The following is a 26,681-nucleotide window of genomic DNA, read 5'->3' on the forward strand; positions in this document are numbered from 1 at the left end:
AATCCGAAGAGAATCGATGTGAAAGTACTGACTGTATTTGGCACGCGACCGGAGGCCATTAAGATGGCTCCTCTGGTTCATGCGCTGGAAAAAGATCCTGATTTTGAGGCGAAAGTTTGCGTCACGGCGCAGCATCGGGAGATGCTCGATCAGGTGTTGAATCTCTTTTCCATTGTACCTGACTACGATCTCAATATTATGCAGCCAGGTCAGGGATTAACCGAAATAACCTGCCGCATTCTGGAAGGGTTAAAGCCAATTCTGGCTGATTTTAAACCTGATGTAGTGTTGGTTCATGGTGATACCACAACCACCATTGCCGCCAGTCTGGCCGCGTTCTATCAGCGCATACCGGTGGGGCATGTAGAGGCTGGTTTACGTACAGGTGACCTCTTTTCACCATGGCCGGAAGAGGCGAACCGCACGCTGACCGGGCGTCTGGCGATGTATCATTTTGCCCCGACAGAAAATTCGCGCCAAAATCTGTTGCGGGAAGCTATTCCTGACGATCGTATTTTCGTCACGGGTAATACGGTTATTGATGCGTTGATCTGGGTTCGGGATCGTGTACTGGGCAATGAGACGCTGCGTGCGGAGCTGGCTGAGCGTTATCCTTTCCTGGATGCTGATAAAAAGATGATCCTCGTTACCGGTCACCGTCGGGAAAGCTTTGGTCGCGGTTTTGAGCAAATCTGCCATGCCCTGGCGGAGATAGCCGCATCTAACCAGAATGTGCAGATTGTCTATCCGGTACACCTGAACCCTAACGTCAGCGAGCCGGTCAATCGCATCCTGGGTCACGTTGAAAACGTGGTTTTAATCGAACCGCAGGACTACCTGCCATTCGTCTGGCTTATGAATCACGCCTGGCTGATCCTTACCGATTCCGGCGGGATTCAGGAAGAAGCGCCGTCTCTGGGAAAACCCGTGCTGGTAATGCGTGAGACAACGGAGCGCCCGGAAGCGATAACCGCAGGAACAGTGCGTCTGGTGGGGACTGACCCGCAGCGTATTGTCGAAGAAGTCACGCGTTTGCTGCAAGACGACGATGAATATCAGACCATGAGCCGTGCCCATAATCCGTATGGTGACGGGCAGGCATGTGACCGCATTTTACACGCGTTAAAAAATAATCGGATATCGCTATGAGTTTTACGACCATTTCTGTCATTGGGCTGGGTTATATCGGACTGCCAACGGCGGCTGCCTTTGCTTCCCGTCAAAAACATGTGATTGGCGTAGATGTAAACCAGCATGCGGTGGATACCATTAATCGCGGTGAAATTCACATCGTTGAGCCCGATCTGGGTGCGGTGGTGAAAACGGCGGTCGAAGATGGATTTCTGCGTGCAACCACGACACCCGTAGACGCTGATGCGTATCTGATTGCGGTACCTACCCCGTTCAAGGGAGATCATGAACCCGATATGGTCTATGTAGAAGCCGCGGCTAAATCTATTGCGCCAGTACTGAAAAAAGGCGCGTTGGTGATTCTGGAATCCACTTCACCTGTCGGGGCAACTGAACAGATGGCCGCATGGCTGGCTGAAATGCGTCCTGACCTGACTTTTCCGCAGCAGGTCGGTGAACAAGCAGATATTAACATTGCTTATTGCCCAGAGCGCGTGCTGCCGGGCCAGGTAATGGTCGAACTGATTAAAAATGACCGCGTAATTGGTGGAATGACCTCCGTCTGTTCCGCGCGGGCCAGTGAGCTGTACAACATCTTTCTCGAAGGTGAATGTGTGGTAACCAACGCCCGCACCGCCGAAATGTGTAAGCTGACGGAAAATAGCTTCCGCGACGTTAATATTGCTTTCGCCAATGAACTGTCGCTGATTTGCGCCGATCAGGGGATCAACGTCTGGGAGCTTATTCGCCTGGCAAACCGCCATCCGCGCGTGAATATTTTGCAACCCGGCCCCGGCGTGGGTGGACACTGTATCGCGGTCGATCCGTGGTTTATCGTGGCGCAGAATCCGCAGCAGGCGAAACTGATCCGTACCGCGCGTGAGGTAAACGATGGTAAGCCTCATTGGGTGGTCGATCGGGTGAAGGCTGCCGTAGCTGACTGTCTGGCGGAGACCAATAAACGGGCCAGCGAAGTGAAAATTGCCTGTTTCGGTCTGGCATTCAAACCTAATATTGATGATTTGCGTGAAAGCCCGGCGATGGGAATTGCGCAAAACATCGCGCAATGGCACAAAGGCGAAACGCTGGTGGTGGAACCGAACATCCATCAACTGCCGAAAAAACTGGATGGTCTTTGCCAACTGGCGGCGCTGGACGATGCGTTGGCAAGTGCCGATGTGTTGGTCATGCTGGTTGACCATAATGAATTTAAAGCCATCAAAGGCGATGAGGTTCAACAGCAGTACATCGTTGATACCAAAGGGGTTTGGCGATAATGAAACGAATTCTTGTTACTGGCGGAGCGGGATTTATCGGCTCGGCGGTTGTGCGGCATATCATTCATGATACCGAGGATGCGGTGGTTGTGGTCGATAAGCTGACCTACGCCGGAAACCTGATGTCGCTGGAGCCAGTTGCGCAGAATGACCGTTTTGCCTTTGAGAAAGTGGATATTTGCGATCGGGCATCGCTCGACAGGGTGTTTCAACACTATCAGCCGGACTGCGTGATGCATCTGGCTGCTGAAAGCCATGTCGATCGCTCAATCGACGGTCCGGCTGCCTTTATCGAAACCAACATTGTGGGAACCTACACGCTGTTGGAAGCGGCGCGCGCTTACTGGAACGCATTGGCCAGCGAGAAAAAATTGGCGTTTCGTTTCCACCATATTTCGACTGACGAGGTATATGGCGATCTCCATTCCATAGATGATTTCTTCACCGAAACTACGCCGTATGCGCCAAGCAGCCCTTATTCCGCATCGAAAGCCAGCAGCGATCATCTTGTCCGCGCCTGGCTGCGTACCTACGGTCTGCCAACGCTGATTACCAATTGTTCTAACAACTATGGTCCGTACCATTTCCCGGAAAAACTGATTCCGCTGATGATCCTCAACGCACTGGCGGGGAAACCGTTGCCGGTGTACGGCAATGGTCAACAGATCCGTGACTGGTTGTATGTAGAAGATCACGCCAGGGCGCTCTATTGCGTGGCGACGGCGGGCGTGGTTGGAGAAACCTATAATATTGGTGGTCATAACGAGCGTAAAAACCTGGATGTCGTCGAAACAGTTTGCAGCCTGCTGGAAGAGCTGGCGCCGCATAAACCGCAGGGCATTGCACAGTACCGCGATTTGATCGCTTTTGTGGACGATCGCCCTGGCCATGATTTGCGTTACGCCATTGATGCTTCAAAAATTGCGCGTGAACTAGGTTGGATGCCGCAGGAAACGTTTGAAAGCGGAATGCGCAAAACCGTGCAGTGGTATCTGGATAATCAGGCATGGTGGAAACCCGTGCAGGACGGCAGTTACCAGGGTGAACGTTTAGGTCTGAAGGGCTAACAGCCTGGTTTTGGCTCCCGGAGGAGACAACGCATGAAAGGTATCATTCTGGCGGGTGGCTCAGGTACTCGCCTGTATCCCATTACGCGTGGCGTATCGAAGCAGCTATTGCCCATTTACGATAAGCCGATGATTTACTACCCGCTATCAGTACTAATGCTGGCGGGAATTCGCGAAATTCTGATTATCACTACACCGGAAGATAAAGGCTATTTCCAGCGTCTGCTGGGTGATGGGTCTGAGTTCGGCATTGAACTGCACTATGCTGAGCAGCCGAGCCCGGATGGATTAGCGCAGGCTTTTATTATCGGTGAAACGTTTCTCAACGGTGAACCATCGTGCCTGGTGCTAGGGGACAACATCTTCTTTGGTCAGGGATTCAGTCCAAAACTGCGTCATGTCGCTGCCAGAACGCAAGGCGCGACGGTGTTTGGTTATCAGGTAATGGACCCTGAGCGATTTGGTGTGGTTGAGTTTGATGACAATTTTCGCGCAGTCTCTCTGGAAGAGAAGCCGAAAGTACCAAAGTCCAACTGGGCGGTGACCGGGCTCTATTTCTATGACAGCAAAGTGGTGGAATACGCAAAACGCGTGAAACCTTCTGAGCGTGGGGAGCTGGAGATTACGTCTATCAACCAAATGTATCTTGATGACGGACATCTGACGGTCGAATTGCTTGGGCGTGGCTTTGCCTGGCTGGATACCGGTACGCATGACAGTTTGATCGAAGCGAGCACGTTTGTGCAGACGGTGGAGAAACGTCAGGGCTTTAAAATAGCCTGTCTGGAAGAAATCGCCTGGCGTAACGGCTGGCTGGATGACGAAGGCGTGAAGCGTGCCGCCAGTTCGCTGGCCAAAACGGGTTATGGTCAATATCTGCTGGAGCTGCTCCGTGCTCGTCCGCGCCAGTATTGAACCGCTTAGCTGGGAAAATACGTTCTTTGGCGTCAATAGCGCCATTGTCCGTTTTGACCAACGCGCGCCGGTTCTGACCACGGATGCATTGCTGCCCTGGTCGCGGGTACAGGCAAAAATACCTGCCGGTAATACCCTGGAATTAGACGCCCTGCAGCAGTTGGGCTTTTCACTGGTCGAAGGTGAAGTGGATTTTGTACTGCCGGTAACGTGTGCCAGTGGCGACCCCGGCGCGCAGGTCGCGCAATCTTCGGATATCCCTGCATTACGCTATCTGGCAGGACAGGCGTTTGCGCTAAGTCGTTTTCGCGCGCCGTGGTATGCCGCTGATGCCAGCGCGCGTTTTTACGCGCAGTGGATTGAAAATGCAGTACTGGGCACGTTTGACCATCAGTGTCTCGTTTTTCGTACGCCGACAGGGGAGATTCGTGGCTATGTCTCGCTACGTGAACTGAATGCGACCGAGGCGAGAATTGGCCTGCTGGCCGGGCGTGGCGCGGGTGCAGAACTGATGCAGGCGGCGCTTTGCTGGGCACAGGCTCGCGGAAAAACAACATTGCGTGTGGCGACCCAAATGGGTAACACCGCCGCGCTTAAACGTTACATACACAGTGGTGCGAATGTGGAAAGCACCGCGTATTGGTTATACAGGTGACATGATGATTCCATTTAACGCACCGCCGGTGGTGGGAACTGAACTCGATTACATGCAGTCCGCAATGAACAGCGGCAAACTGTGTGGTGACGGTGGCTTTACCCGCCGCTGTCAGCAGTGGCTGGAGCAGCATTTTGGCAGCGAGAAAGTGCTGCTGACGCCGTCCTGCACCGCATCGCTTGAGATGGCGGCATTGCTGCTGGATATCCAGCCTGGCGATGAAGTTATTATGCCGAGCTACACGTTTGTTTCCACGGCTAATGCCTTCGTTCTGCGCGGCGCGAAAATTGTCTTTGTTGATCTCCGCCCGGATACCATGAACATTGACGAAACGTTGATTGAAGCGGCGATCACCGACAAAACCCGCGTTATTGTGCCGGTACATTACGCGGGCGTGGCCTGTGAAATGGATACCATTATGGCGCTGGCCGATAAACATAACCTGTATGTGGTGGAAGATGCGGCTCAGGGCGTCATGTCGACTTACAAAGGTCGTGCGCTGGGGACGATTGGCCACATCGGCTGCTTTAGCTTCCATGAGACCAAAAACTATACCGCAGGCGGTGAAGGTGGTGCGACGCTGATTAATGATAAAAAATTAGTCGAACGTGCAGAGATCATCCGTGAAAAAGGGACGAATCGCAGTCAGTTTTTTCGCGGGCAGGTCGATAAGTATACCTGGCGTGATATCGGCTCCAGCTATCTGATGTCCGATCTGCAGGCCGCTTATCTGTGGGCGCAGCTGGAAGCAGCGGACCGTATTAACCAGCAGCGTCTGGCACTGTGGCAAAAGTATTACGATGCCCTCGAGCCGCTGGCGCGCGCCGGGCGCATTGATCTGCCTTCTGTCCCGGAAAACTGCGTGCAGAATGCCCATATGTTTTACATCAAGCTGCGTGATATCGACGATCGCACTGCGTTGATTAACTTCCTGAAAGAAGCTGAAATTATGGCGGTATTCCACTATATCCCGCTGCATGATTGCCCGGCTGGCGATAAATTTGGCGTGTTCTCCGGTGTTGATCGTTACACCACCAAAGAGAGCGAGCGCCTGCTGCGTTTACCGCTGTTCTACAATCTGTCGCCGGTGAACCAACGTACCGTCATTACGACCTTACTCAACTATTTCGCCTAATATGTCGCTTGCAAAAGCGTCCTTATGGACGGCGGCCAGTACGCTGGTAAAAATCGGTGCAGGTTTGCTGGTCGTGAAGCTGCTGGCGGTGTCGTTTGGCCCGGCAGGCGTGGGGCAGGCGGGTAACTTCCGCCAGATGGTCACCGTGCTTGGCGTGTTGGCGGGAGCCGGCATTTTCAATGGCGTCACGAAATACGTTGCGCAGCATCATGACGATCCGACCCGGCTCCGTAAGGTGGTCGGTACATCTTCCGCGATGGTGCTGGGATTCTCTACGCTGATGGCGGTGATTTTCCTGCTGGCGGCCGCGCCTATCAGTCAGGGGTTATTTGGTCATACACATTACCAGGGGTTGGTTAGACTGGTTGCGCTGGTGCAGATGGGTATTGCCTGGGCGAACCTGCTGCTGGCACTGATGAAGGGCTTCCGCGATGCGGCGGGTAACGCGCTGTCGTTGATTGTGGGGAGCCTGGTGGGCGTGGCGGCTTATTATGGCTGTTATCGCCTGGGAGGATATGAAGGCGCCTTGCTGGGTCTGGCACTGGTACCTGCGCTGGTTGTTATCCCTGCCGCTATTATGCTGGTTAAGCGCGGGGCGATCCCCCTGCATTATCTGAAGCCCTCGTGGGACAATGGTCTGGCAGGACAGTTGAGCAAGTTTACGCTGATGGCGTTGATAACTTCCGTAACGCTGCCTGTGGCATACGTGATGATGCGAAATCTGCTGGCGGCGCAGTATAGCTGGGATGATGTGGGGATCTGGCAGGGGGTGAGCAGTATTTCAGATGCTTATCTACAATTTATCACCGCCTCATTCAGCGTTTACTTGCTGCCAACGTTGTCGCGTTTGACCGAAAAGCGCGACATTACACGCGAGGTGATCAAGTCGTTAAAGTTTGTGTTACCGGCGGTTGCCGCCGCGAGCTTTACCGTCTGGCTCCTGCGCGATTTTGCGATCTGGCTGCTTTTCTCCGCTAAATTTACCGCCATGCGCGACCTGTTCGCATGGCAACTGGTCGGCGATGTGCTGAAAGTCGGCGCCTACGTTTTTGGTTATCTGGTAATCGCGAAAGCGTCACTGCGGTTTTATATTTTGGCTGAAATTAGCCAGTTCGTATTGTTGACGGCGTTTGCCCATTGGCTGATCCCTGTACACGGCGCGTTGGGCGCGGCGCAGGCTTACATGGCAACGTACATTGTCTATTTTTCTCTTTGTTGTGGCGTGTTTTTACTCTGGCGTAGGCGGGCATGACTGTACTGATTCACGTTCTGGGATCGGATATCCCTCACCATAACCAAACCGTGCTGCGGTTTTTCAACGACTCGCTGGCCGCAACGAGCGAGCACGCACGCACGTTTATGGTTGCAGGCCAGGATACGGGGTTCAGTGAGAGCTGCCCGGCATTATCGCTGAGTTTCTACGACGGGAAAAAGGCGTTGGCTGAAGCGGTTATTGCGAAGGCGAAAGCGGATCGCCAACAGCGATTTTTCTTCCACGGTCAGTTCAACATCAGCTTGTGGTTAGCGTTGCTGAGTGGGGGGATTAAATCAGAGCAGTTTTACTGGCATATCTGGGGGGCGGATTTATATGAAGTCTCCAGTGGACTGAAATTCCGCCTGTTTTACCCGATTCGGCGTATGGCGCAGAATCGCGTGGGATGCGTGTTTGCCACGCGGGGTGATCTACACTATTTCGCCGAACAACACCCGCGTGTGCGTGGTGAGTTGCTCTATTTCCCAACGCGGATGGATCCGTCGCTCAATAATATGAGCAGTGAGTGCCCACGCAGCGGCAAGATGACGGTGCTGGTTGGTAACTCTGGCGATCGTAGTAATGAGCATGTTGCCGCGCTACGCGCCGTGCATCAGCAGTTCGGCGACACGGTGAATGTGATCGTGCCGATGGGTTATCCTGCCAATAATACCGCCTATATCGACGAGGTTCGCCAGGCGGGCCTGGCATTGTTTAGCGCTGATAATCTGCAAATTTTAAGCGAAAAGTTGGAATTTGATGCCTATCTGGCATTATTGCGTCAGTGTGATTTGGGTTACTTTATTTTTGCCCGCCAGCAAGGGATCGGAACCCTGTGTTTGCTGATCCAGGCAGGCATTCCGTGCGTGCTCAACCGAGAAAATCCCTTCTGGCAGGATATGGTGGAACAGAATCTCCCGGTATTATTTACCACTGATGAACTCAATGAAGGCGTTGTACGCGAAGCGCAGCGCCAGTTAGCATCGGTAGATAAAAATACAATCACCTTTTTTAGCCCGAATTATCTGCAGCCATGGCATAACGCGCTGCGCGTTGCTTCAGGAGAAATCGTATGAGCCTGATGCAATTCAGCGGTCTGCTGGTGGTCTGGCTGCTCTCCACCTTGTTTATCGCCACGCTGACCTGGTTTGAATTCCGTCGCGTGCGCTTTAACTTCAATGTTTTCTTCTCGTTGCTGTTTTTGCTGACGTTTTTCTTTGGGTTCCCGCTGACCAGCATCCTGGTGTTCCGCTTTGATGTGGCAGTCGCTCCGCCGGAGATCCTGCTGCAGGCTCTGCTATCAGCTGCCTGTTTCTATGCCGTCTACTACGTGACGTATAAAACGCGTCTGCGCAAGCGAGTAGAGGATAAGCCGCGCAGGCCGCTGTTTACCATCAATCGTGTTGAAGCCCATTTGACCTGGATTATCCTGATGGCGATTGCGCTGGTGAGCGTGGGCATCTTCTTTATGCACAACGGGTTCCTGTTGTTCAGACTGCAATCCTATAGCCAGATTTTTTCCAGTGAAGTCTCTGGGGTCGCTTTGAAGCGTTTCTTCTACTTCTTCATTCCGGCAATGCTGGTGGTCTATTTCCTGCGTCAGGACAGCAAAGCGTGGTTGTTCTTCCTGGTGAGCACCGTCGCGTTTGGTTTACTGACCTATATGATTGTGGGCGGAACTCGCGCCAATATCATTATCGCGTTTGCCATTTTCCTGTTTATCGGCATCATTCGCGGCTGGATTTCACTGTGGATGCTGGCCGCCGCGGGCGTACTGGGTATCATCGGGATGTTCTGGCTGGCGCTGAAGCGCTACGGGATGAACGTGAGCGGTGACGAGGCGTTCTATACTTTCCTGTATCTCACGCGTGACACCTTCTCGCCGTGGGAGAATCTGGCGCTGTTGCTGCAGAACTACAACAATATTGAGTTCCAGGGGCTGGCGCCGATTGTCCGTGACTTCTACGTCTTTATCCCCTCCTGGCTGTGGCCAGGGCGGCCGAGTATTGTACTCAATTCAGCGAATTACTTTACCTGGGAAGTGTTGAACAACCACTCGGGTCTGGCGATCTCGCCGACGTTAATTGGCTCGCTGGTGGTGATGGGCGGAGCGTTTTTTATACCGTTAGGTGCGATTGTCGTCGGGTTAATCATCAAATGGTTTGATTGGCTGTATGAATTAGGTAACCGAGAAACTAATCGCTATAAGTCGGCGATTTTGCACAGTTTCTGTTTCGGTGCCATTTTTAATATGATCGTTTTGGCACGTGAAGGGTTAGATTCGTTTGTCTCACGAGTGGTCTTTTTCCTCGTGATTTTCGGTGTCTGTCTGCTGGTGGCAAAATTGTTATTCTGGCTGTTTGATAGTGCGGGACTCATTCATAAGCGAATAAAGTCGGTGCCCCGGACACAGGTTGAAGGATCGTAATGACGGATAATAATACTGCGCCGCTGTATTCACTGCGTGGATTACAACTGATTGGCTGGCGTGATATGCAGCATGCGCTGAATTACCTGTTTGCAGAGGGGCATCTCAGACGGGGAACGCTGGTGGCTATTAATGCTGAGAAAATGCTGACAGCGGAGGATAACCCAGAGATCCGCACACTGATTGATGCTGCTGAATTTAAATATGCAGATGGAATTAGCGTTGTGCGCTCCTTGGGTAAAAAATACCCGCAGGCGCAGGTATCACGCGTGGCGGGGGCCGATCTTTGGGAAGCGCTGATGGCGCGAGCCGGGCAGGAAGGAACGCCTGTTTTCCTGATTGGCGGCAAGCCTGAAGTTCTGGCGCAAACTGAAGCCAAACTACGTGCTCAGTGGCGCGTGAACATTGTGGGTAGCCAGGACGGTTATTTTACGCCGGAGCAGCGTCAGGGGTTATTTGAGCGTATCCACGCCAGCGGCGCGCAATTTGTGACGGTGGCGATGGGCTCGCCGAAACAAGAGATCTTTATGCGTGATTGCCGGAAGATTCATCCCGACGCACTGTATATGGGCGTCGGGGGGACCTACGACGTCTTTACCGGTCATGTGAAGCGTGCGCCTAAAATCTGGCAAAATCTGGGGCTGGAGTGGCTGTATCGCTTACTGTCACAGCCAAGCCGTATCTCTCGTCAACTTCGCTTATTACGCTATCTCCGCTGGCACTATACCGGCAACCTCTGACGCCCTCTCTCCTCTGATAAGTAGCGTTATCTGCTAATTACGCTACTTATTCACAACATTATCGCTGCTTTCTCGCACAATCTATTTATTTTTTGAATGCTTTAATTGCCATTTAAGCGATTTTAGGAAACCATTCGCAACAATCATTGCAGTGCCGCGGTGTTTTTAGCGCTAACCGTTATGCGGTCGGTGCCGTATGGCCTGTGATGGAATAACAAGATGTACCCATAACGAGAACCGGTAGTACCGGACAATATGCAAACACAACAAGAGGATTTATGGCCGAGAACAAACCTGAGCTTCAGCGTGGGCTGGAGGCTCGTCACATCGAATTAATTGCCCTTGGGGGCACTATTGGCGTTGGGCTGTTTATGGGGGCCGCCAGTACCCTGAAATGGGCGGGGCCTTCGGTCTTGCTGGCGTATATCGTCGCCGGGCTGTTCGTCTTTTTCATTATGCGTTCTATGGGAGAGATGTTGTTCCTCGAGCCGGTTGCCGGTTCATTCGCTGTTTACGCCCATCGTTATATGAGCCCCTTCTTTGGCTATCTCACCGCCTGGTCATACTGGTTTATGTGGATGGCGGTGGGGATATCAGAGATTACCGCCATCGGGGTGTACGTTCAGTTCTGGTTCCCGGAGATGGCGCAATGGATACCCGCACTGATTGCTGTCGGACTGGTTGCGTTGGCAAACCTCGCCGCAGTTCGTCTGTATGGTGAAATTGAGTTCTGGTTTGCCATGATCAAAGTGACCACTATCATTGTGATGATCGTCATTGGATTAGGGGTGATTTTCTTCGGCTTTGGCAACGGTGGTCAGGCAATCGGCTTTGGTAACCTGACCGAGCACGGCGGCTTCTTTGCCGGCGGCTGGAAGGGATTCCTGACGGCATTGTGTATTGTTGTGGCGTCTTACCAGGGCGTAGAGCTGATCGGTATTACTGCGGGTGAAGCGAAGAATCCGCAGGTCACTCTGCGAAGCGCGGTGGGTAAAGTGCTGTGGCGTATCCTGATTTTCTACGTTGGCGCGATTTTTGTTATCGTCACTATTTTCCCGTGGAATGAGATTGGCAGCAACGGTAGTCCGTTCGTTCTGACCTTTGCCAAAATTGGTATCACCGCCGCAGCGGGGATTATTAACTTTGTGGTGCTGACGGCGGCGCTATCTGGCTGTAACAGCGGCATGTACAGCTGTGGGCGGATGCTCTACGCGTTGGCAAAGAATCGCCAGCTTCCTGCCGTTGTTGGAAAAGTATCTCGTCATGGCGTTCCGGTTGCCGGTGTGGCTATTTCTATCGCGATCCTGCTGATTGGTTCGTGCCTGAACTACATCATTCCCAACCCGCAGCGTGTGTTTGTGTATGTTTATAGCGCCAGCGTGCTGCCGGGGATGGTGCCGTGGTTTGTGATCCTGATAAGCCAGCTGCGTTTCCGTCAGGCGCATAAAGCGGCGATCGCCAGTCATCCTTTCCGCTCGATTTTGTTCCCGTGGGCGAATTATTTGACGATGGCGTTCCTGATTTGCGTATTAATCGGCATGTATTTTAATGAAGATACCCGAATGTCGCTGTTTGTTGGCATTATCTTCTTACTGGCCGTGACGCTCATTTATAAGGTTTTTGGTCTGAATCGTCATGGTGCAGCCCATAAATTGCGGGAATAAGCGACAAAACGCACAAACCATGACCAAACGATAATTTATTTTAAAAAAGCACTAGACAGAAGACCGAGACCTCCGTAATATCCAGCCCCGCAACGGCGCTAAGCGCCCGTAGCTCAGCTGGATAGAGCGCTGCCCTCCGGAGGCAGAGGTCTCAGGTTCGAATCCTGTCGGGCGCACCATTAAGTTAGGTGCCGGAGCTGCGGTGGTTTTAATACCGCGTAAAAGATTTGCAGTGGTGGCTATAGCTCAGTTGGTAGAGCCCTGGATTGTGATTCCAGTTGTCGTGGGTTCGAATCCCATTAGCCACCCCATTAATTTAAAGTTGTGAAATGCGAAGGTGGCGGAATTGGTAGACGCGCTAGCTTCAGGTGTTAGTGTCCTTAGGATGTGGGGGTTCGAGTCCCCCCCCTCGCACCACGACTTAAAGAATTGAACTAAAAATTCAAAAAGCAGTAAAACGGCGAGTAGCGCAGCTTGGTAGCGCAACTGGTTTGGGACCAGTGGGTCGGAGGTTCGAATCCTCTCTCGCCGACCAATTTTGAACCCCGCTTCGGCGGGGTTTTTTGTTTTCTGATTTCCCCTTCTCAGCCTTTATTCCCGCGAATTACCTGATGTCTTAAAAAGTCCGGATCCATGGTTTTTGCAGTGCAATCGTGGCATGCCTTGTGCAATAATATGCAGGTAGATGCTCATTCCATCTCTTATGTTCGCCATCTGGCCTCATAAACTCAGGAATGATGCAGAGCCGTTTACGGTGCTTATCGTCCACAGACAGATGTCGCATCTTATATGCTAAATCATTCATGATGTGTCGAGACGGCCAGCACGGGAATCCCCCGGAGCTTACAAAGGTAAGTGACAGGGGTGAGCGTGTGCAGCCAACGAAGAGACAGCGTGAAGGATGAAGCATATAGCCTCATCAAACACCATGGACATAACGTTGAGTGAAGCACCCATTTATGTTGTCATACAGACCTGTTTAACGCCTGCTCCAAAAGAGCGGGCGTTTTTTTATGCATCTTGAATGATTTTGTGTATACGATTGCCCGGTAAGCGAAAGCGCCACCGGGCATTCAGGAGTTACTGCGGGGAGTTGTTGTTCTGCAGCGTCAACATCAGGCCATCACGACGCATGGTGGCGGCTTCTTCCGGCTGATGCAGTCTGTCCAGCGCGTCAGCAAGCCAGGCGTAGTCATAGGCATCCGGGCGCTGCTTGAGGGCTGCACGGAAGGCGAGCGTGGCTTCCTGCCATTCGCCGTGCTTCATTAGCGACTGACCCAGCGTGCTCCACAGCAACGGGCGATCGCCGACGGCTTTAATCTGCTGGCGCAGCACTTTTTCTATCTGTTCCGGATTATTGGTTTTCAGGCGCGGGATCGGCAGCACCAGGCGATCGTCATACTGGCGTTTCAGACCATCAATGATGACCTGCTGCGCCGTATCGTGATCGTCACACTCAATCAGATGTTCAGCCATCGCCACCTGCAGGGCAACCTGGTGACGGGTTTTACGGTTCTGGTTTTTCCACCATGCGCGTAGCCCTTCGCTGCCCTGATCGGCGCGAACCTGATCCATCAGACCAACCCATGCCTGTTGTTCCAGCATAGCGCGGTGCTCGTCATCACCCACGCGCGCTTTCGCCATGGATGGAATGATATCCAGTAGCGAACTCCATGCGCCGGTACGAATGTAGGCCTGTTCAGCCAGACGCAGCACTTCCGGATGACGTGGCGTCACTTCCAGCAGTTTATCTACACTGTGGCGCGCGGCGTGATTTTCATTACGCGCCAGCTGTAGGCGAACGCGAGCGATTTCTACCGGGATCGTATCATTTCCAGCCAGTTCAGCAGCACGCTCAAGGTGTTGGTTGGCGCGAGCTTCGTCACCGCGCTGCTGAGCCGCTTCTGCCGCCAGCAGGTAATTCACTACCGGCTGTTCTGCGTGATCGGCGTTTTTCGACATCAGCTTTTCAACCTGCTGATAATCGCCTTCTGCCAGCTTGAGCAGCGCCTGCTCGGTTTGCTTACGGGCGCGACGACGCTTCCGACCGACAAACCATCCGCGGGTATGCGCGCCTGTGCGGAAAATTCGGCGCAGTAGCCATTCAATCGCGAACAGGACGACCATGGCGACGATCAGGATGATCACCAGGCCCGTCACGCTGGTTTCAATATTGTAATTATCCGTCTGGATCAGCACGTAGCCCTGATGACCGGCAATCATCGGACCGACAACGATCCCGGCGATCAACAGCACAAAGAGCAATAATACTTTTAGCATCATTATTCTCCTTGCGGCGCAGTTGCCGGAGCGTCTGCTGCAGGTGCAGGTGCAGGTGCAGGTGCAGGTGCAGGTGCAGGTGCTGTGGCGGGTTGTGCCAGTAAATTACGTACGCGGGTCTGCATTAACTTGTCGAGAAGAGCCTGGCTTTGCAGCGTATCCGGTACGTCCATGCTGATGCTTTGTTGGCTCAGCTGGTCTACTTCTTCCAGGAAAGCTTTCGTTGCTGCATCGTCAGTGTCGTAGTAGGCGCGCACCCAGGTGGAGACGTTTTCCAGCGCCTGGCGATATGTTTCTTCCTGATGACGTGGCACGGCCTGGGCGGCTACTAACAAGCGGGAACGGATGTTTTCCCGTAAGTACACGTCCTGGTTTGGTGCCAGCAGCGGGACGGCGGTTTCATCACGACGGCGAACGGTGATAAAGCTGTCCATAAAGTTCTGCCAGCTTTTTTGCAGATTGACGCGCCATTCGCTGATCGAGCTGGAAAGCTCGCTGCTGTCGGAATCCATCGGCGAATCGTCGGTGTCGTTGTCGGCCAGACGCAGGTTATCGATCTGGTTAGATAGCTGATTCACTTTCAGGATAATGCCGTCATAGTCGACCTGAGTCACCGCGGAGAGGCTCGCGATATCGTCGGTAATCGCGCGACGGGCGGCGATCAGGCTCGGATCGTTCATATCCGCAAGGCTGGCGTCAGCGCTTTTCAGCAGCGCTGCGGCGGTAGTAACGTCCTGATCGCTCCATAATTTGCGACCGGCCAGTTTCACCAGAAAATCAGCCTGCGCCAGTAGCCATGTCCCGGCATCGCTGCCGGAGATAGTGGCGACCTTTTGCTGGACTTCGTCAAGCTGTTTGACCAGCGCGGCCTGCTGGCGTGTGGCTTCATCCAGCTGCGTTGCCTGCTGTTTAATGATGCCTTCCAGCTCAGCTTTTTGACTCTCTTGCGCTTTTTGCAGCGCCGTCAGCTGGTTCGCCAGCGCATCGCTGGTTGCCGTCTGCGTTGTTGCCTGCTGTTTCCCCCAGCCATAAAGCCCAACGCCTGCTGCCAGAGCAATAGCAATCGCCACAGCGCTCAGAATCAGCGCCGTGCTGCTCTTACTCTTTTTTTCAGTATTGACTGGCTGTGACGTGGTTTCCACGGCCTCCCTGGTCTCTTCAACCACGGCGGAGGATTTTTCTTGTTCCGTCATTATGGCATCCCATTATGAGAGTTATTGTAATGCGCGTAGTAGCGCATCGTTGTCGGCGTTATCAGCGACCTTAATATCTTGCCAGCCCAGTTCCCGGGCGAGGTGCGCCAGACGCTCACTGACGACCAGCAGCCGACAGCGTAGTAACCAGTGCTCACGATACCACTGCGGAATGAGCGACCAGAGCTGTTGTAGCATCTCTCCACTGGTAACAACCACCGTGGTCACGCCACGAGATTGCCAGCGCATCGCTTCTTCTGCACCATCGTAATATTTTGCACTGCGTTGATAACATTCACAAAAATAGACATCAGCTCCGCGTGCTGTCAGGGTTTCACCTATCAGCTCACGGCCACCGTTGCCGCGTAATATAAGCGCGCGTTTTCCCGCAATATTTTGTAATTCAGGTAATTGTAGCAAGACTTCGCTAATTTCCCGATCCAGAGGGTAGTGAATATTGAAACCGCTAACGGTGTGCAGCGCCAGCGCCGTTGTGCGGCCAATGGCAAAATAACCCGGAAGTGAGGGCCAGCTTTTCCTCTGCTGCTGAAGCTCAGCATCTGCAAAGGTAACGGCATGCTGCGAAAGGGCGAAGACCAGATCGTTCTCCGTCAGCGCTGACAGTCGGGAAGCAAGCGTTGCCAGTTCCCGACCCGGTGAAAACTCGATGAGCGGAAAACTCCAGGCCACCTGCCCCAGTGCGCGCAGACGGCTCACTAACTCTTCCCCTGCGGGAGACGGGCGGGTGACCAGAATACTCATGCGGGGGCTTCTCCGTTGTAAACTTCAGCCAGAATGGCGCGCGCACCGTTCTCCAGTAGCTCTTCAGCCAGAGAGATGCCCATTTGTTCAGCAGTCTGCGCCGCACCGCGACGCTCTCCGCATACCATCTGCGAACCGTCAGGCGCGCCGACCAGCGCCCGCAGCCAAATCTCACCGTCGATGAGTTCCGCATAACTGCCGATCGGGACCTGACAGCCCCCTTCCAGGCGGGTGTTCATCGCGCGTTCGGCTTTAACGCGTAGGGCGGTCTCTTCATGATTGAGCGGCGCTAACAGCGCCTGAGTGCGCATATCATCCAGTCGGCATTCTATGCCTACTGCGCCTTGCCCGACAGCGGGCAGGGAGACTTCCGGCGGCAGAGCGGTACGGACTCGCGACTCAAGACCTAAACGTTTTAGTCCGGCGACCGCCAGAATAATAGCGTCATAATCGCCGTTATCCAGTTTGCCGAGACGGGTGCCTACGTTGCCGCGCAGCGAACGGATGACGAGATCCGGGCGTCGCTTTGCCAACTGGCACTGGCGACGCAAACTGGATGTCCCGACGATGCTGCCCGCGGGGAGTTCATCCAGCGTGTTGTACTTATTTGAGACGAAAGCATCACGCGGATCCTCTCGCTCGCAAATGGTCACCAGTCCAAGGCCGTCAGGGAATTCAACCGGCACATCCTTCATGGAATGCACGGCGATATCGGCGCGTTTTTCCAGCAGTGCGACTTCCAGCTCTTTAACAAACAACCCTTTCCCTCCAACCTTCGCCAGCGGGGTATCAAGGATCACATCGCCACGGGTTACCATAGGAACCAGTTCCACGATCAGACCGGGGTGGTTTGCCATTAAGGCGTCTTTGACATAATGTGCCTGCCAGAGCGCAAGGGGGCTTTGGCGTGTGGCAATTCTCAAAACATTGTCTAACATGCTTGTTACCGTCATTATCAATCATTGACCATCCTAACATCCTTATCAAAGGGATGTCAGCGTTACGCTCAAACGTAAGTGAGAGGAAAAAGGCGCTGCATCATCACTGGCAGTGAATAATGACGAGAAACCTCCCGACCGTATGAAGGAATTTACACGTAACGAACGGTGCTACACTTGTATGTAGCGCATCTTTCTTTACGGTCAATGAGCAAGGTGTTAAATTGATCACGTTTTAGACCATTTTTTCGGCTGTACAGCATAAAAAAATATGGCCGAAAAACAGGTAACGGTTATTTTTGACATACGGTTTATCCGAATTGATGACGATTATTGTGCGCGCTTGCGCCGCAGCAATCGCCAACATGACGGGTAGCAACATCAGGCGATACGTCTTGTACCTCTATATTGAGACTCTGAAACAGAGACTGGATGCCATAAATCAACTGCGTGTGGATCGCGCGCTTGCTGCCATGGGACCTGCCTTCCAGCAGGTATACAGTCTGCTGCCGACATTATTGCACTACCACCATCCGCTGATGCCGGGTTACCTCGATGGTAACGTTCCCAAAGGCATATGTCTTTACACGCCTGATGAAACCCAACGCCACTACCTGAACGAACTGGAACTGTACCGCGGTATGTCGCCGCAGGATCCTCCCAAAGGCGAGCTGCCGATCACCGGCGTTTACTCAATGGGCAGCACCTCTTCGGTAGGGCAAAGCTGTTCCTCTGACCTTGATATCTGGGTCTGCCATCAATCCTGGCTGGATAGCGAAGAGCGCCAGTTGCTGCAGCGTAAATGTAGCCTGCTCGAAAGCTGGGCCGCCTCGCTGGGCGTGGAAGTCAGCTTCTTCCTGATTGATGAAAACCGTTTCCGTCACAATGAAAGCGGCAGTCTCGGTGGCGAAGACTGTGGCTCGACGCAACATATCCTGTTGCTTGATGAATTCTATCGCACCGCTGTGCGCCTCGCGGGTAAACGTATTCTGTGGAATATGGTGCCGGGAGATGAAGAAGAGCATTACGACGATTACGTCATGACGCTCTACGCTCAGGGGGTGTTAACGCCAAATGAATGGCTGGATCTCGGCGGACTCAGTTCGCTCTCCGCCGAAGAATACTTTGGTGCCAGCCTGTGGCAGCTATACAAGAGTATCGACTCCCCGTACAAAGCGGTGCTGAAAACGCTGCTGCTGGAAGCCTATTCCTGGGAATACCCCAATCCGCGCCTGTTGGCGAAAGATATAAAACAGCGCCTGCACGATGGCGAGATCGTCTCTTTTGGTCTCGACCCTTACTGCATGATGCTGGAGCGCGTTACCGAGTACCTCACGGCAATCGAAGACCCGACGCGACTGGATTTAGTGCGTCGATGTTTCTACTTAAAAGTGTGTGAGAAACTGAGCCGCGAGCGCGCCTGCGTGGGTTGGCGTCGTGAAGTATTAAGTCAGTTAGTGAATGAGTGGGGCTGGGATGACGCGCGTCTGACTATGCTGGATAACCGCGCTAACTGGAAGATTGACCAGGTACGCGAAGCGCATAACGAACTGCTCGATGCGATGATGCAGAGCTATCGTAATCTGATCCGCTTTGCGCGGCGCAATAACCTCAGCGTCAGCGCCAGTCCGCAGGATATCGGCGTGCTGACCCGTAAGCTGTATGCCGCCTTTGAAGCGTTGCCGGGTAAAGTTACGCTGGTGAACCCACAGATATCTCCGGATCTCTCGGAACCGAATCTGACCTTTATCCATGTGCCGCCGGGTCGTGCCAACCGTTCGGGTTGGTATCTCTATAACCGCGCGCCTAACATGGACTCGATCATCAGCCATCAGCCGCTGGAATATAACCGCTATCTCAATAAGCTGGTGGCGTGGGCCTGGTTCAACGGCCTGCTGACCTCGCGTACGCATTTGTTTATTAAGGGTAACGGCATTGTTGATTTGCCGAAGTTGCAGGAAATGGTCGCCGACGTGTCGCACCACTTCCCGTTGCGACTGCCCGCGCCAACGCCGAAAGCGCTCTATAGCCCATGCGAAATTCGCCATCTGGCGATTATCGTTAACCTTGAATATGACCCGACGGCGGCGTTTCGCAATCAGGTGGTGCATTTTGATTTCCGTAAGCTGGACGTCTTCAGCTTTGGCGAAGAACAAAATTGCCTGGTGGGTAGCGTCGACCTGCTGTACCGCAACTCGTGGAATGAAGTGCGTACCCTGCACTTCAACGGCGAGCAGGCGATGATTGAAGCGTTAAAAACGATTCTGGGCAAAATGCACCAGGATGCCGCGCCGCCGGATAGCGTTGAGGTCTTCTGCTATAGCCAGCATCTGCGCGGTTTAATTCGCACCCGTGTGCAGCAACTGGTGTCTGAGTGTATCGAATTACGCCTCTCCAGCACTCGTCAGGAAACCGGACGCTTCAAAGCGCTGCGCGTTTCCGGGCAGACGTGGGGACTGTTCTTCGAGCGCCTGAACGTTTCGGTACAGAAGCTGGAAAACGCGATTGAATTCTATGGCGCGATTTCACATAACAAACTGCACGGGCTTTCCGTTCAGGTTGAGACTAACCATGTGAAACTGCCGTCGGTGGTAGACGGTTTTGCCAGCGAAGGGATTATTCAGTTCTTTTTCGAAGAAACGGGTGATGAGCAGGGCTTTAATATCTACATTCTGGACGAGAGTAATCGGGCCGAGGTGTACCACCACTGCGAAGGTAGCAAAGAGGAACTGGTACGCGATGTCAGCCGTTTCTACTCATCATCGCACGATCGCTTTACCTACGGCTCCAGCTTCATCAACTTTAACTTGCCGCAGTTCTATCAGATTGTGAAAACAGACGGGCGCGCGCAGGTAATCCCGTTCCGTACCCAGCCAATTAGCGCCGTTCCGCCAGTCAGTCAGGACAGCGAAACGCCGCTGTTACAGCAGTATTTCTCGTGAGTTAACTTGCCCGGATGCGCGACGCTTACCGGGCCAAAGTAGGCCGGATAAGCGAAGCGCATCCGGCACTAAAACTTAACGGAAACTTACCTCTTCACCCGCCTGCTGCGTTGCCGCCTGTTCCAGCAGATCCCAGAACGTTTCGCCGCTACGGTCGCAGATCCACTCGTCGCCTTTCAGGTCAAAGTGGTAGCCGCCCTGTTTGGTCGCCAGCCACACCTGGTGCAGCGGCTCCTGACGGTTAATAATAATTTTGCTGCCGTTTTCGAAGCTGATGGTCAGCACGCCGCCGTTGATTTCACAATCGATATCGCTGTCGCCATCCCAGTCGTCCAGACGCTCTTCAATGGTCATCCACAGGGTGTCAGCAAGGCGATGAAATTCACTGTCGTTCATTTTCTTATCCTGTTTTTCGTGATGACGGCAGTATAACCTGAAACAAAACGCGTTGCAGATTACAGGCTAACTCTTGCTTTTACGCCTTCTCCTGCGATGATAGAAAACAGAAAGCATGAACTTTACAGGCAACCGATAATGAAAAACGTGTTAAAGCCACTCGCTGTCATTTTTACTCTGTTCAGCCTGACGGGCTGTGGGCTAAAAGGCCCGCTCTATTTTCCGCCAGCAGATAAAACCGCGCCGCCTCCGACCAAGAGCGTTCAGCCGCAATCGCAATCCACCACGCCTGAGAAAAACGATCGTGGGATTAGCGACGGACCTTCTCAGGTGAATTACTGACGGCAGGAATAGAGTTACATTTCTGTACCCGCGTGAACGGAGTGAATGATGCAATTCTCTAAAATGCATGGCCTTGGCAACGATTTTATGGTCGTCGACGCGGTAACGCAGAATGTTTTTTTCTCACCAGAGCTGATTCGCCGCCTGGCCGACAGGCATCTCGGCGTTGGATTTGATCAACTGCTGGTGGTTGAACCTCCGTACGATCCGGAGCTGGATTTCCACTACCGTATTTTTAATGCTGACGGCAGTGAAGTGTCACAGTGTGGCAATGGCGCCCGTTGTTTTGCCCGCTTTGTTCGCCTGAAAGGGCTGACCAATAAGCGTGATATCCGCGTCAGTACCGCGAATGGTCGTATGGTATTAACCGTAACCGACGACGAGCTGGTGCGGGTGAATATGGGTGAACCCAACTTTGAACCCTCGCAGGTTCCGTTTCGCGCCAACAAAGCAGAGAAGACCTATATTATGCGCGCGGCTGAACAGACAGTATTGTGCGGCGTGGTTTCAATGGGGAATCCGCACTGCGTGATTCAGGTTGATGATGTAGATACGGCCACGGTAGAAACCCTGGGACCGGTTCTGGAAAGCCACGAACGCTTCCCTGAACGCGCTAACATCGGGTTTATGCAGGTGGTAAAACGCGAGCATATCCGGCTGCGCGTCTATGAGCGCGGCGCGGGTGAAACGCAGGCCTGCGGCAGCGGTGCGTGCGCCGCCGTTGCGGTCGGTATCCAGCAGGGGCTGCTGGCAGAAGAAGTAAGGGTGGAATTGCCGGGCGGTCGACTTGATATCGCCTGGAAAGGTCCGGGTCATCCGCTGTATATGACTGGCCCGGCGGCACATGTCTACGACGGATTTATTCACTTATGAAGCAACCAGGGGAAGAACTACAGGAAACGCTCATGGAGCTGGACGACCGGGCGGTCGTCGATTACCTGCAACGTAATCCTGAGTTTTTTATCCGTAATGCCCAGGCCGTTGAAGCGATGCGTGTTCCGCACCCGGTGCGGGGCACGATTTCTTTAGTAGAATGGCATATGGCGCGGGCGCGTAATCATATTAACGTGCTGGAAGAGAACATGGCGCTGTTGATGGAACAAGCCAACGCCAATGAAAGCCTGTTCTATCGTCTGCTAAATCTGCAAGGACGGCTGGTGTCGGCCAGCAGTCTTGACGACATGCTGATGCGATTTCATCGCTGGGCGCGTGAGTTAGGCCTGGCCGGGGCGACGGTTCGTCTGTTCCCGGATCGCTGGCGACTTGGCGCACCATCAAAATTCACCCATCTGGCATTAAGCCGCCAGGCCTTTGAACCGTTGCGTATCCAGCGTCTGGGCCAGTCTCGGCATTATCTTGGGCCGCTCAATGGTCCGGAACTGTTGGTCATGATGCCGGAGGCGAAAGCGATAGGCTCGGTGGCGATGTCGATGCTCGGGCAAGATGGATCCCTGGGCGTGATGCTGTTCAGCAGCCGTGACGTTAATCATTACCAGCAGGGGCAAGGTACGCAATTACTGCAGGAAATCTCGCTGATGTTGCCGGAACTGCTGGAGCGCTGGATTGAACGCGTATGACCGATTCACCCCTTTCTCAGGATGTGGCGCGCTTTTTGCGCTATCTGGGCGTTGAGCGTCAGCTTAGCCCGATCACATTGCTTAATTATCAGCGTCAGCTTGATGCCATCATTGCGTTAGCCGGAGAAACCGGTCTGCAAAGCTGGCAACAATGTGACGCTGCGATGGTACGCAGTTTTGCCGTACGCAGCCGTCGTAAAGGGCTGGGGCCAGCGAGTCTGGCGCTGCGCCTCTCCGCGTTGCGCAGTTTCTTCGACTGGTTGGTTAATCAGGGCGAACTGAAAGCCAATCCGGCAAAAAGCGTTTCCGCGCCGAAAGCACCGCGTCATCTGCCTAAAAATATCGATGTCGACGACGTTAATCGTCTGCTGGATATCGATCTCAACGACCCTCTTGCCGTGCGTGATCGGGCAATGCTGGAAGTAATGTACGGCGCGGGGCTGCGTTTATCTGAACTGGTTGGGCTGGATATTAAACATCTCGATCTCGACACCGGCGAAGTGTGGGTGATGGGCAAAGGCAGTAAAGAGCGGCGTCTGCCAATTGGCCGCAATGCGGTGGCGTGGATTGAGCATTGGCTGGATCTGCGCGGGCTATTTGGCAGCGATGACGATGCGCTATTTTTGTCAAAACTGGGCAAACGTATCTCGGCGCGCAACGTGCAGAAACGCTTTGCGGAATGGGGTATCAAGCAGGGGCTGAACAGCCACGTACATCCCCACAAATTACGCCACTCCTTTGCGACGCATATGCTGGAGTCGAGCGGCGATCTGCGCGGAGTGCAGGAGTTATTGGGTCATGCCAATCTCTCCACGACTCAAATCTATACCCATCTTGATTTTCAACACCTGGCTTCAGTGTACGATGCGGCGCATCCGCGCGCCAAACGGGGGAAATAATGCGTTTTTACCGGCCTTTGGGGCGCATATCTGCGCTCACCTTTGACCTTGATGACACCCTTTACGATAACCGTCCCGTTATCACTCGCACCGAGCAGGAAGCGCTCGCGTTTGTACAGAATTACCATCCGGCGTTGAATTCGCTGCAAAATAGCGACCTACAGCGCCTACGTCAGGCCGTTCGCGACGCCGAGCCGGAAATCTACCACGATGTTACCCAATGGCGTCACCGTGCCGTAGAGCGCGCTATGCTGGAGGCGGGGTTGTCAGAGGCAGAAGCCAAAATGGGGGCGAATGCGGCGATGATGAATTTTGCCAAATGGCGTAGCCGTATTGATGTCCCGCAGTCAACGCATGATACGTTGAAGGCGCTGGCCCGCAAATGGCCGCTGGTGGCGATCACCAACGGTAATGCGCAGCCGGAACTGTTTGGCCTGGGCGATTATTTTGAGTTTGTGCTGCGCGCCGGTCCCGACGGGCGCTCAAAGCCGTTCAGCGACATGTACGCGCTGGCGGCGGAAAAACTGAAAATGCCCGTAGGGGAGATCCTGCACGTGGGCGACGACCTGACGACTGACGTGGCGGGAGCCATCCGTTGCGGTATGCAGGCCTGCTGGATCAAACCGGAAAATGCCGACCTGATGCAAACCGCAGACAGCCGTTTGCTGCCGCATATCGAAATTTCACAGTTGGCATCTCTGACCTCGCTGATATAATCACCAGCAGAACTCTGTATATATACCCAGCTTTTTGGCGGATGGCGCTACGCTTTTCCGCCTTACCTACTTTTACGCGGCGGTGCCAATGGACGTTTCTTACCTGCTCGACAGCCTTAATGATAAACAGCGTGAAGCGGTGGCCGCGCCACGCAGCAACATGCTGGTTCTGGCAGGCGCGGGGAGTGGTAAAACGCGCGTGCTGGTGCACCGTATCGCCTGGTTACTGACGGTTGAGAACAACTCGCCGTACTCCATTATGGCGGTGACTTTTACCAACAAAGCGGCGGCGGAAATGCGCCACCGTATTGGTCAGATCATGGGAACCAGCCAGGGCGGTATGTGGGTGGGTACATTCCACGGTCTGGCGCACCGTCTGCTGCGCGCGCACCATATGGATGCAAACTTGCCGCAGGATTTCCAGATCCTCGACAGCGAAGACCAACTGCGTTTGCTTAAGCGTCTGATCAAGGCGATGAACCTTGATGAGAAGCAGTGGCCGCCGCGTCAGGCGATGTGGTTCATCAATAGCCAGAAAGACGAAGGGCTGCGTCCGCATCATCTGCAAAGCTACGGTAACCCGGTTGAGCAAACCTGGCAGAAAGTGTATCAGGCTTACCAGGAAGCGTGTGACCGCGCGGGGCTGGTGGATTTCGCCGAGCTGCTGCTGCGCGCTCATGAACTGTGGCTTAACAAGCCGCATATCCTGCAGCACTACCGCGAACGCTTTACCAATATCCTGGTGGACGAATTCCAGGATACCAACAACATTCAGTACGCGTGGATCCGCCTGCTGGCGGGCGATACCGGCAAAGTGATGATCGTGGGTGATGACGATCAGTCGATCTACGGCTGGCGCGGAGCGCAGGTGGAAAACATCCAGCGCTTCCTCACGGATTTCCCGGGCGCAGAAACCATTCGTCTGGAGCAGAACTACCGTTCGACCAACAATATCCTCAGCGCGGCTAACGCCCTGATTGAAAACAATAATGGGCGTCTGGGTAAAAAGCTGTGGACCGATGGCGTTGATGGCGAACCGATCTCGCTTTACTGCGCGTTCAACGAACTCGATGAAGCGCGCTTTGTGGTCAACCGTATCAAAACCTGGCAGGACAACGGCGGTGCGCTGGAACAATGCGCCATTCTGTATCGCAGCAACGCCCAGTCGCGCGTACTGGAAGAGGCGCTGTTACAAGCCAGCATGCCGTATCGGATCTATGGCGGGATGCGCTTCTTCGAACGCCAGGAAATCAAAGATGCGCTCTCTTACCTGCGCCTGATCGCTAATCGCAATGACGACGCCGCGTTTGAACGCGTGGTGAATACGCCAACCCGCGGGATTGGCGATCGTACTTTAGATGTGGTGCGTCAGACCTCCCGTGACCGTCAGCTAACGCTGTGGCAGGCCTGTCGTGAGCTGTTGCAGGAAAAAGCTCTCGCGGGTCGTGCTGCCAGCGCCTTACAGCGCTTTATGGAGCTGATTGACGCACTGGCCCAGGAGACCGCGGATATGCCGCTGCACGTGCAGACTGACCGGGTGATTAAAGACTCCGGCCTGCGCATGATGTACGAGCAGGAAAAAGGCGAGAAGGGCCAGACGCGTATCGAAAACTTAGACGAATTGGTGACGGCAACGCGCCAGTTCAGCTACAACGAAGAAGACGAAGACTTAATGCCGCTGCAGGCGTTTCTGTCTCACGCCGCGCTGGAAGCAGGCGAAGGGCAAGCGGATACCTGGCAGGACGCGGTTCAGCTGATGACGCTGCACTCGGCGAAAGGTCTGGAATTCCCGCAGGTGTTTATCGTGGGGATGGAAGAAGGCATGTTCCCCAGCCAGATGTCGCTGGACGAAGGTGGTCGCCTCGAAGAAGAGCGCCGCCTGGCTTACGTTGGCGTGACCCGCGCGATGCAAAAGCTGACGCTGACCTACGCCGAAACGCGTCGTCTGTACGGCAAAGAGGTTTACCATCGTCCGTCGCGCTTTATCGGCGAACTGCCGGAAGCGTGCGTTGAAGAGGTTCGCCTGCGCGCCACGGTCAGCCGTCCGGTGAGCCATCAGCGGATGGGCACGCCAATGGCGGAAAACGATACCGGCTACAAGCTCGGTCAGCGCGTGCGCCATGCTAAATTTGGCGAGGGCACCATCGTCAACCTGGAAGGAAGCGGCGAGCACAGTCGTTTGCAGGTCGCGTTCCAGGGGCAGGGGATCAAATGGCTGGTAGCGGCCTACGCCAGACTGGAAACGGTTTAATCGGTTCGGCTTTGCCGGATAAGGCCAAGCCGACATCCGGCAACCTGTCGGTTAATATTCTGAAATCATAGATAAATAATTCCCCTCTGCTAACCTTTCTGTATAAGGGGAAATTATTACT

Annotated in this window: 23 protein-coding genes and 4 tRNA genes; 22 read left to right on the forward strand and 5 right to left on the reverse strand. The window is 53.9% G+C overall.

The window, feature by feature from the left end:
* The first annotated feature begins 18 nt into the window (after window positions 1-18).
* The 15 genes from wecB to OGV94_RS01090 all read left to right on the forward strand — a co-directional run bounded on the left by wecB (window position 19) and on the right by OGV94_RS01090 (window position 12,799).
* Window positions 19-1,149 (forward strand): non-hydrolyzing UDP-N-acetylglucosamine 2-epimerase, encoded by a 1,131-nt coding sequence (gene wecB, locus OGV94_RS01020; protein WP_043018973.1) that lies wholly within the window; start codon window positions 19-21, stop codon window positions 1,147-1,149.
* Window positions 1,146-2,408 carry a UDP-N-acetyl-D-mannosamine dehydrogenase gene (gene wecC / locus OGV94_RS01025; protein WP_043018974.1) on the forward strand — a complete coding sequence of 421 codons (1,263 nt, stop codon included), beginning with the start codon at window positions 1,146-1,148 and terminating at the stop codon, window positions 2,406-2,408. Before wecB ends, wecC begins: the two co-directional genes overlap by 4 nt.
* Window positions 2,408-3,475: a dTDP-glucose 4,6-dehydratase gene (gene rffG, locus OGV94_RS01030; protein ID WP_043018975.1), complete on the forward strand. Its 1,068-nt coding sequence runs from the start codon at window positions 2,408-2,410 to the stop codon at window positions 3,473-3,475. Before wecC ends, rffG begins: the two co-directional genes overlap by 1 nt.
* A gap of 33 nt (window positions 3,476-3,508) precedes the next feature.
* Complete coding sequence (gene rfbA / locus OGV94_RS01035) at window positions 3,509-4,390, forward strand: glucose-1-phosphate thymidylyltransferase RfbA (protein ID WP_043018976.1); 882 nt, start codon at window positions 3,509-3,511, stop codon at window positions 4,388-4,390.
* Window positions 4,368-5,045, forward strand: a complete 678-nt coding sequence (gene rffC, locus OGV94_RS01040; protein WP_043018977.1) for a dTDP-4-amino-4,6-dideoxy-D-galactose acyltransferase — start codon at window positions 4,368-4,370, stop codon at window positions 5,043-5,045. Before rfbA ends, rffC begins: the two co-directional genes overlap by 23 nt.
* A gap of 4 nt (window positions 5,046-5,049) precedes the next feature.
* The gene (rffA, locus tag OGV94_RS01045) at window positions 5,050-6,180 is read left to right on the forward strand and encodes a dTDP-4-amino-4,6-dideoxygalactose transaminase (RefSeq protein WP_047413319.1); all 1,131 of its coding nucleotides are present in this window, start codon (window positions 5,050-5,052) and stop codon (window positions 6,178-6,180) included.
* A gap of 1 nt (window position 6,181) precedes the next feature.
* Window positions 6,182-7,432 (forward strand): lipid III flippase WzxE, encoded by a 1,251-nt coding sequence (wzxE, locus tag OGV94_RS01050; protein WP_080625919.1) that lies wholly within the window; start codon window positions 6,182-6,184, stop codon window positions 7,430-7,432.
* Entirely contained in the window at window positions 7,429-8,508 is a 1,080-nt protein-coding gene (locus tag OGV94_RS01055; protein WP_043018979.1) for a TDP-N-acetylfucosamine:lipid II N-acetylfucosaminyltransferase, read from the forward strand. Before wzxE ends, OGV94_RS01055 begins: the two co-directional genes overlap by 4 nt.
* Window positions 8,505-9,860, forward strand: coding sequence for an ECA oligosaccharide polymerase (gene wzyE / locus OGV94_RS01060; RefSeq protein WP_286522179.1), 1,356 nt, complete (start codon window positions 8,505-8,507; stop codon window positions 9,858-9,860). Before OGV94_RS01055 ends, wzyE begins: the two co-directional genes overlap by 4 nt.
* Window positions 9,860-10,600 (forward strand): lipopolysaccharide N-acetylmannosaminouronosyltransferase, encoded by a 741-nt coding sequence (gene wecG / locus OGV94_RS01065; RefSeq protein ID WP_193145752.1) that lies wholly within the window; start codon window positions 9,860-9,862, stop codon window positions 10,598-10,600. Before wzyE ends, wecG begins: the two co-directional genes overlap by 1 nt.
* A gap of 278 nt (window positions 10,601-10,878) precedes the next feature.
* On the forward strand, window positions 10,879-12,264 hold the full coding sequence (gene thrP / locus OGV94_RS01070) for a bifunctional threonine/serine APC transporter ThrP (protein WP_043018982.1): 1,386 nt from the start codon (window positions 10,879-10,881) through the stop codon (window positions 12,262-12,264).
* A 102-nt stretch (window positions 12,265-12,366) separates the two neighbouring features.
* Window positions 12,367-12,443: transfer RNA gene (locus OGV94_RS01075), tRNA-Arg, on the forward strand.
* A gap of 56 nt (window positions 12,444-12,499) precedes the next feature.
* Window positions 12,500-12,575 (forward strand) — tRNA-His (locus tag OGV94_RS01080).
* Window positions 12,576-12,595: 20 nt separating this feature from the next.
* Window positions 12,596-12,681 (forward strand) — tRNA-Leu (locus tag OGV94_RS01085).
* A 41-nt stretch (window positions 12,682-12,722) separates the two neighbouring features.
* A tRNA-Pro gene (locus OGV94_RS01090) sits at window positions 12,723-12,799 on the forward strand.
* 545 nt (window positions 12,800-13,344) lie between these two features.
* On the opposite strand, the gene hemY is transcribed toward OGV94_RS01090, so the two are convergent.
* From hemY to hemC, 4 genes are read right to left on the reverse strand one after another with little or no spacing between them, the layout of a single operon-like run.
* Window positions 13,345-14,544, reverse strand: coding sequence for a protoheme IX biogenesis protein HemY (gene hemY, locus OGV94_RS01095; protein WP_043018983.1), 1,200 nt, complete (start codon window positions 14,542-14,544; stop codon window positions 13,345-13,347).
* Between the two features lie 2 nt (window positions 14,545-14,546).
* Entirely contained in the window at window positions 14,547-15,737 is a 1,191-nt protein-coding gene (hemX, locus tag OGV94_RS01100) for a uroporphyrinogen-III C-methyltransferase (RefSeq protein WP_043018984.1), read from the reverse strand.
* Window positions 15,738-15,758: 21 nt separating this feature from the next.
* Window positions 15,759-16,499: a uroporphyrinogen-III synthase gene (gene hemD / locus OGV94_RS01105; RefSeq protein ID WP_047407603.1), complete on the reverse strand. Its 741-nt coding sequence runs from the start codon at window positions 16,497-16,499 to the stop codon at window positions 15,759-15,761.
* Window positions 16,496-17,437 (reverse strand): hydroxymethylbilane synthase, encoded by a 942-nt coding sequence (gene hemC, locus OGV94_RS01110; RefSeq protein WP_043018986.1) that lies wholly within the window; start codon window positions 17,435-17,437, stop codon window positions 16,496-16,498. Before hemC ends, hemD begins: the two co-directional genes overlap by 4 nt.
* 395 nt (window positions 17,438-17,832) lie before the next feature.
* Here hemC and cyaA point away from each other — a divergent pair, with 395 nt between their 5' ends.
* On the forward strand, window positions 17,833-20,379 hold the full coding sequence (cyaA, locus tag OGV94_RS01115) for a class I adenylate cyclase (protein ID WP_043018987.1): 2,547 nt from the start codon (window positions 17,833-17,835) through the stop codon (window positions 20,377-20,379).
* Between the two features lie 75 nt (window positions 20,380-20,454).
* Here the strand turns inward: cyaA and cyaY are convergent, their stop codons facing one another.
* A complete protein-coding gene (cyaY, locus tag OGV94_RS01120) occupies window positions 20,455-20,775 on the reverse strand; it encodes an iron donor protein CyaY (RefSeq protein WP_003828967.1) in 321 nt (106 codons plus the stop codon).
* Window positions 20,776-20,913: 138 nt separating this feature from the next.
* Here cyaY and lptM point away from each other — a divergent pair, with 138 nt between their 5' ends.
* The 6 genes from lptM to uvrD all read left to right on the forward strand — a co-directional run bounded on the left by lptM (window position 20,914) and on the right by uvrD (window position 26,560).
* Entirely contained in the window at window positions 20,914-21,117 is a 204-nt protein-coding gene (gene lptM, locus OGV94_RS01125) for an LPS translocon maturation chaperone LptM (protein WP_003017937.1), read from the forward strand.
* Window positions 21,118-21,165: 48 nt separating this feature from the next.
* Entirely contained in the window at window positions 21,166-21,990 is an 825-nt protein-coding gene (dapF, locus tag OGV94_RS01130) for a diaminopimelate epimerase (protein ID WP_003017933.1), read from the forward strand.
* Window positions 21,987-22,694 (forward strand): DUF484 domain-containing protein, encoded by a 708-nt coding sequence (locus OGV94_RS01135; RefSeq protein WP_043018988.1) that lies wholly within the window; start codon window positions 21,987-21,989, stop codon window positions 22,692-22,694. The genes dapF and OGV94_RS01135 overlap by 4 nt, the downstream gene beginning before the upstream one ends.
* Window positions 22,691-23,593 carry a tyrosine recombinase XerC gene (gene xerC, locus OGV94_RS01140; protein WP_032945700.1) on the forward strand — a complete coding sequence of 301 codons (903 nt, stop codon included), beginning with the start codon at window positions 22,691-22,693 and terminating at the stop codon, window positions 23,591-23,593. Before OGV94_RS01135 ends, xerC begins: the two co-directional genes overlap by 4 nt.
* Complete coding sequence (gene yigB / locus OGV94_RS01145) at window positions 23,593-24,309, forward strand: 5-amino-6-(5-phospho-D-ribitylamino)uracil phosphatase YigB (protein WP_043018989.1); 717 nt, start codon at window positions 23,593-23,595, stop codon at window positions 24,307-24,309. Before xerC ends, yigB begins: the two co-directional genes overlap by 1 nt.
* 88 nt (window positions 24,310-24,397) lie before the next feature.
* On the forward strand, window positions 24,398-26,560 hold the full coding sequence (gene uvrD / locus OGV94_RS01150; protein WP_003828957.1) for a DNA helicase II: 2,163 nt from the start codon (window positions 24,398-24,400) through the stop codon (window positions 26,558-26,560).
* Window positions 26,561-26,681 lie beyond the last annotated feature (121 nt).

Source organism: Citrobacter sp. Ce006, assembly GCF_030336535.1.
GTDB lineage: Bacteria > Pseudomonadota > Gammaproteobacteria > Enterobacterales > Enterobacteriaceae > Citrobacter > Citrobacter europaeus.

Coding starts and splice junctions, on each gene's coding strand:
- wecC (WP_043018974.1), top strand. CDS start 1,146: ATGAGTTTTACGACCATTTCTGTCATTGGGCTGGGTTATATCGGACTG.
- rffG (WP_043018975.1), top strand. CDS start 2,408: ATGAAACGAATTCTTGTTACTGGCGGAGCGGGATTTATCGGCTCGGCG.
- rfbA (WP_043018976.1), top strand. CDS start 3,509: ATGAAAGGTATCATTCTGGCGGGTGGCTCAGGTACTCGCCTGTATCCC.
- rffA (WP_047413319.1), top strand. CDS start 5,050: ATGATTCCATTTAACGCACCGCCGGTGGTGGGAACTGAACTCGATTAC.
- wzxE (WP_080625919.1), top strand. CDS start 6,182: ATGTCGCTTGCAAAAGCGTCCTTATGGACGGCGGCCAGTACGCTGGTA.
- OGV94_RS01055 (WP_043018979.1), top strand. CDS start 7,429: ATGACTGTACTGATTCACGTTCTGGGATCGGATATCCCTCACCATAAC.
- wzyE (WP_286522179.1), top strand. CDS start 8,505: ATGAGCCTGATGCAATTCAGCGGTCTGCTGGTGGTCTGGCTGCTCTCC.
- wecG (WP_193145752.1), top strand. CDS start 9,860: ATGACGGATAATAATACTGCGCCGCTGTATTCACTGCGTGGATTACAA.
- thrP (WP_043018982.1), top strand. CDS start 10,879: ATGGCCGAGAACAAACCTGAGCTTCAGCGTGGGCTGGAGGCTCGTCAC.
- hemY (WP_043018983.1), bottom strand. CDS start 14,544: ATGCTAAAAGTATTATTGCTCTTTGTGCTGTTGATCGCCGGGATCGTT.
- hemX (WP_043018984.1), bottom strand. CDS start 15,737: ATGACGGAACAAGAAAAATCCTCCGCCGTGGTTGAAGAGACCAGGGAG.
- hemD (WP_047407603.1), bottom strand. CDS start 16,499: ATGAGTATTCTGGTCACCCGCCCGTCTCCCGCAGGGGAAGAGTTAGTG.
- hemC (WP_043018986.1), bottom strand. CDS start 17,437: ATGTTAGACAATGTTTTGAGAATTGCCACACGCCAAAGCCCCCTTGCG.
- cyaY (WP_003828967.1), bottom strand. CDS start 20,775: ATGAACGACAGTGAATTTCATCGCCTTGCTGACACCCTGTGGATGACC.
- lptM (WP_003017937.1), top strand. CDS start 20,914: ATGAAAAACGTGTTAAAGCCACTCGCTGTCATTTTTACTCTGTTCAGC.
- dapF (WP_003017933.1), top strand. CDS start 21,166: ATGCAATTCTCTAAAATGCATGGCCTTGGCAACGATTTTATGGTCGTC.
- OGV94_RS01135 (WP_043018988.1), top strand. CDS start 21,987: ATGAAGCAACCAGGGGAAGAACTACAGGAAACGCTCATGGAGCTGGAC.
- xerC (WP_032945700.1), top strand. CDS start 22,691: ATGACCGATTCACCCCTTTCTCAGGATGTGGCGCGCTTTTTGCGCTAT.
- yigB (WP_043018989.1), top strand. CDS start 23,593: ATGCGTTTTTACCGGCCTTTGGGGCGCATATCTGCGCTCACCTTTGAC.
- uvrD (WP_003828957.1), top strand. CDS start 24,398: ATGGACGTTTCTTACCTGCTCGACAGCCTTAATGATAAACAGCGTGAA.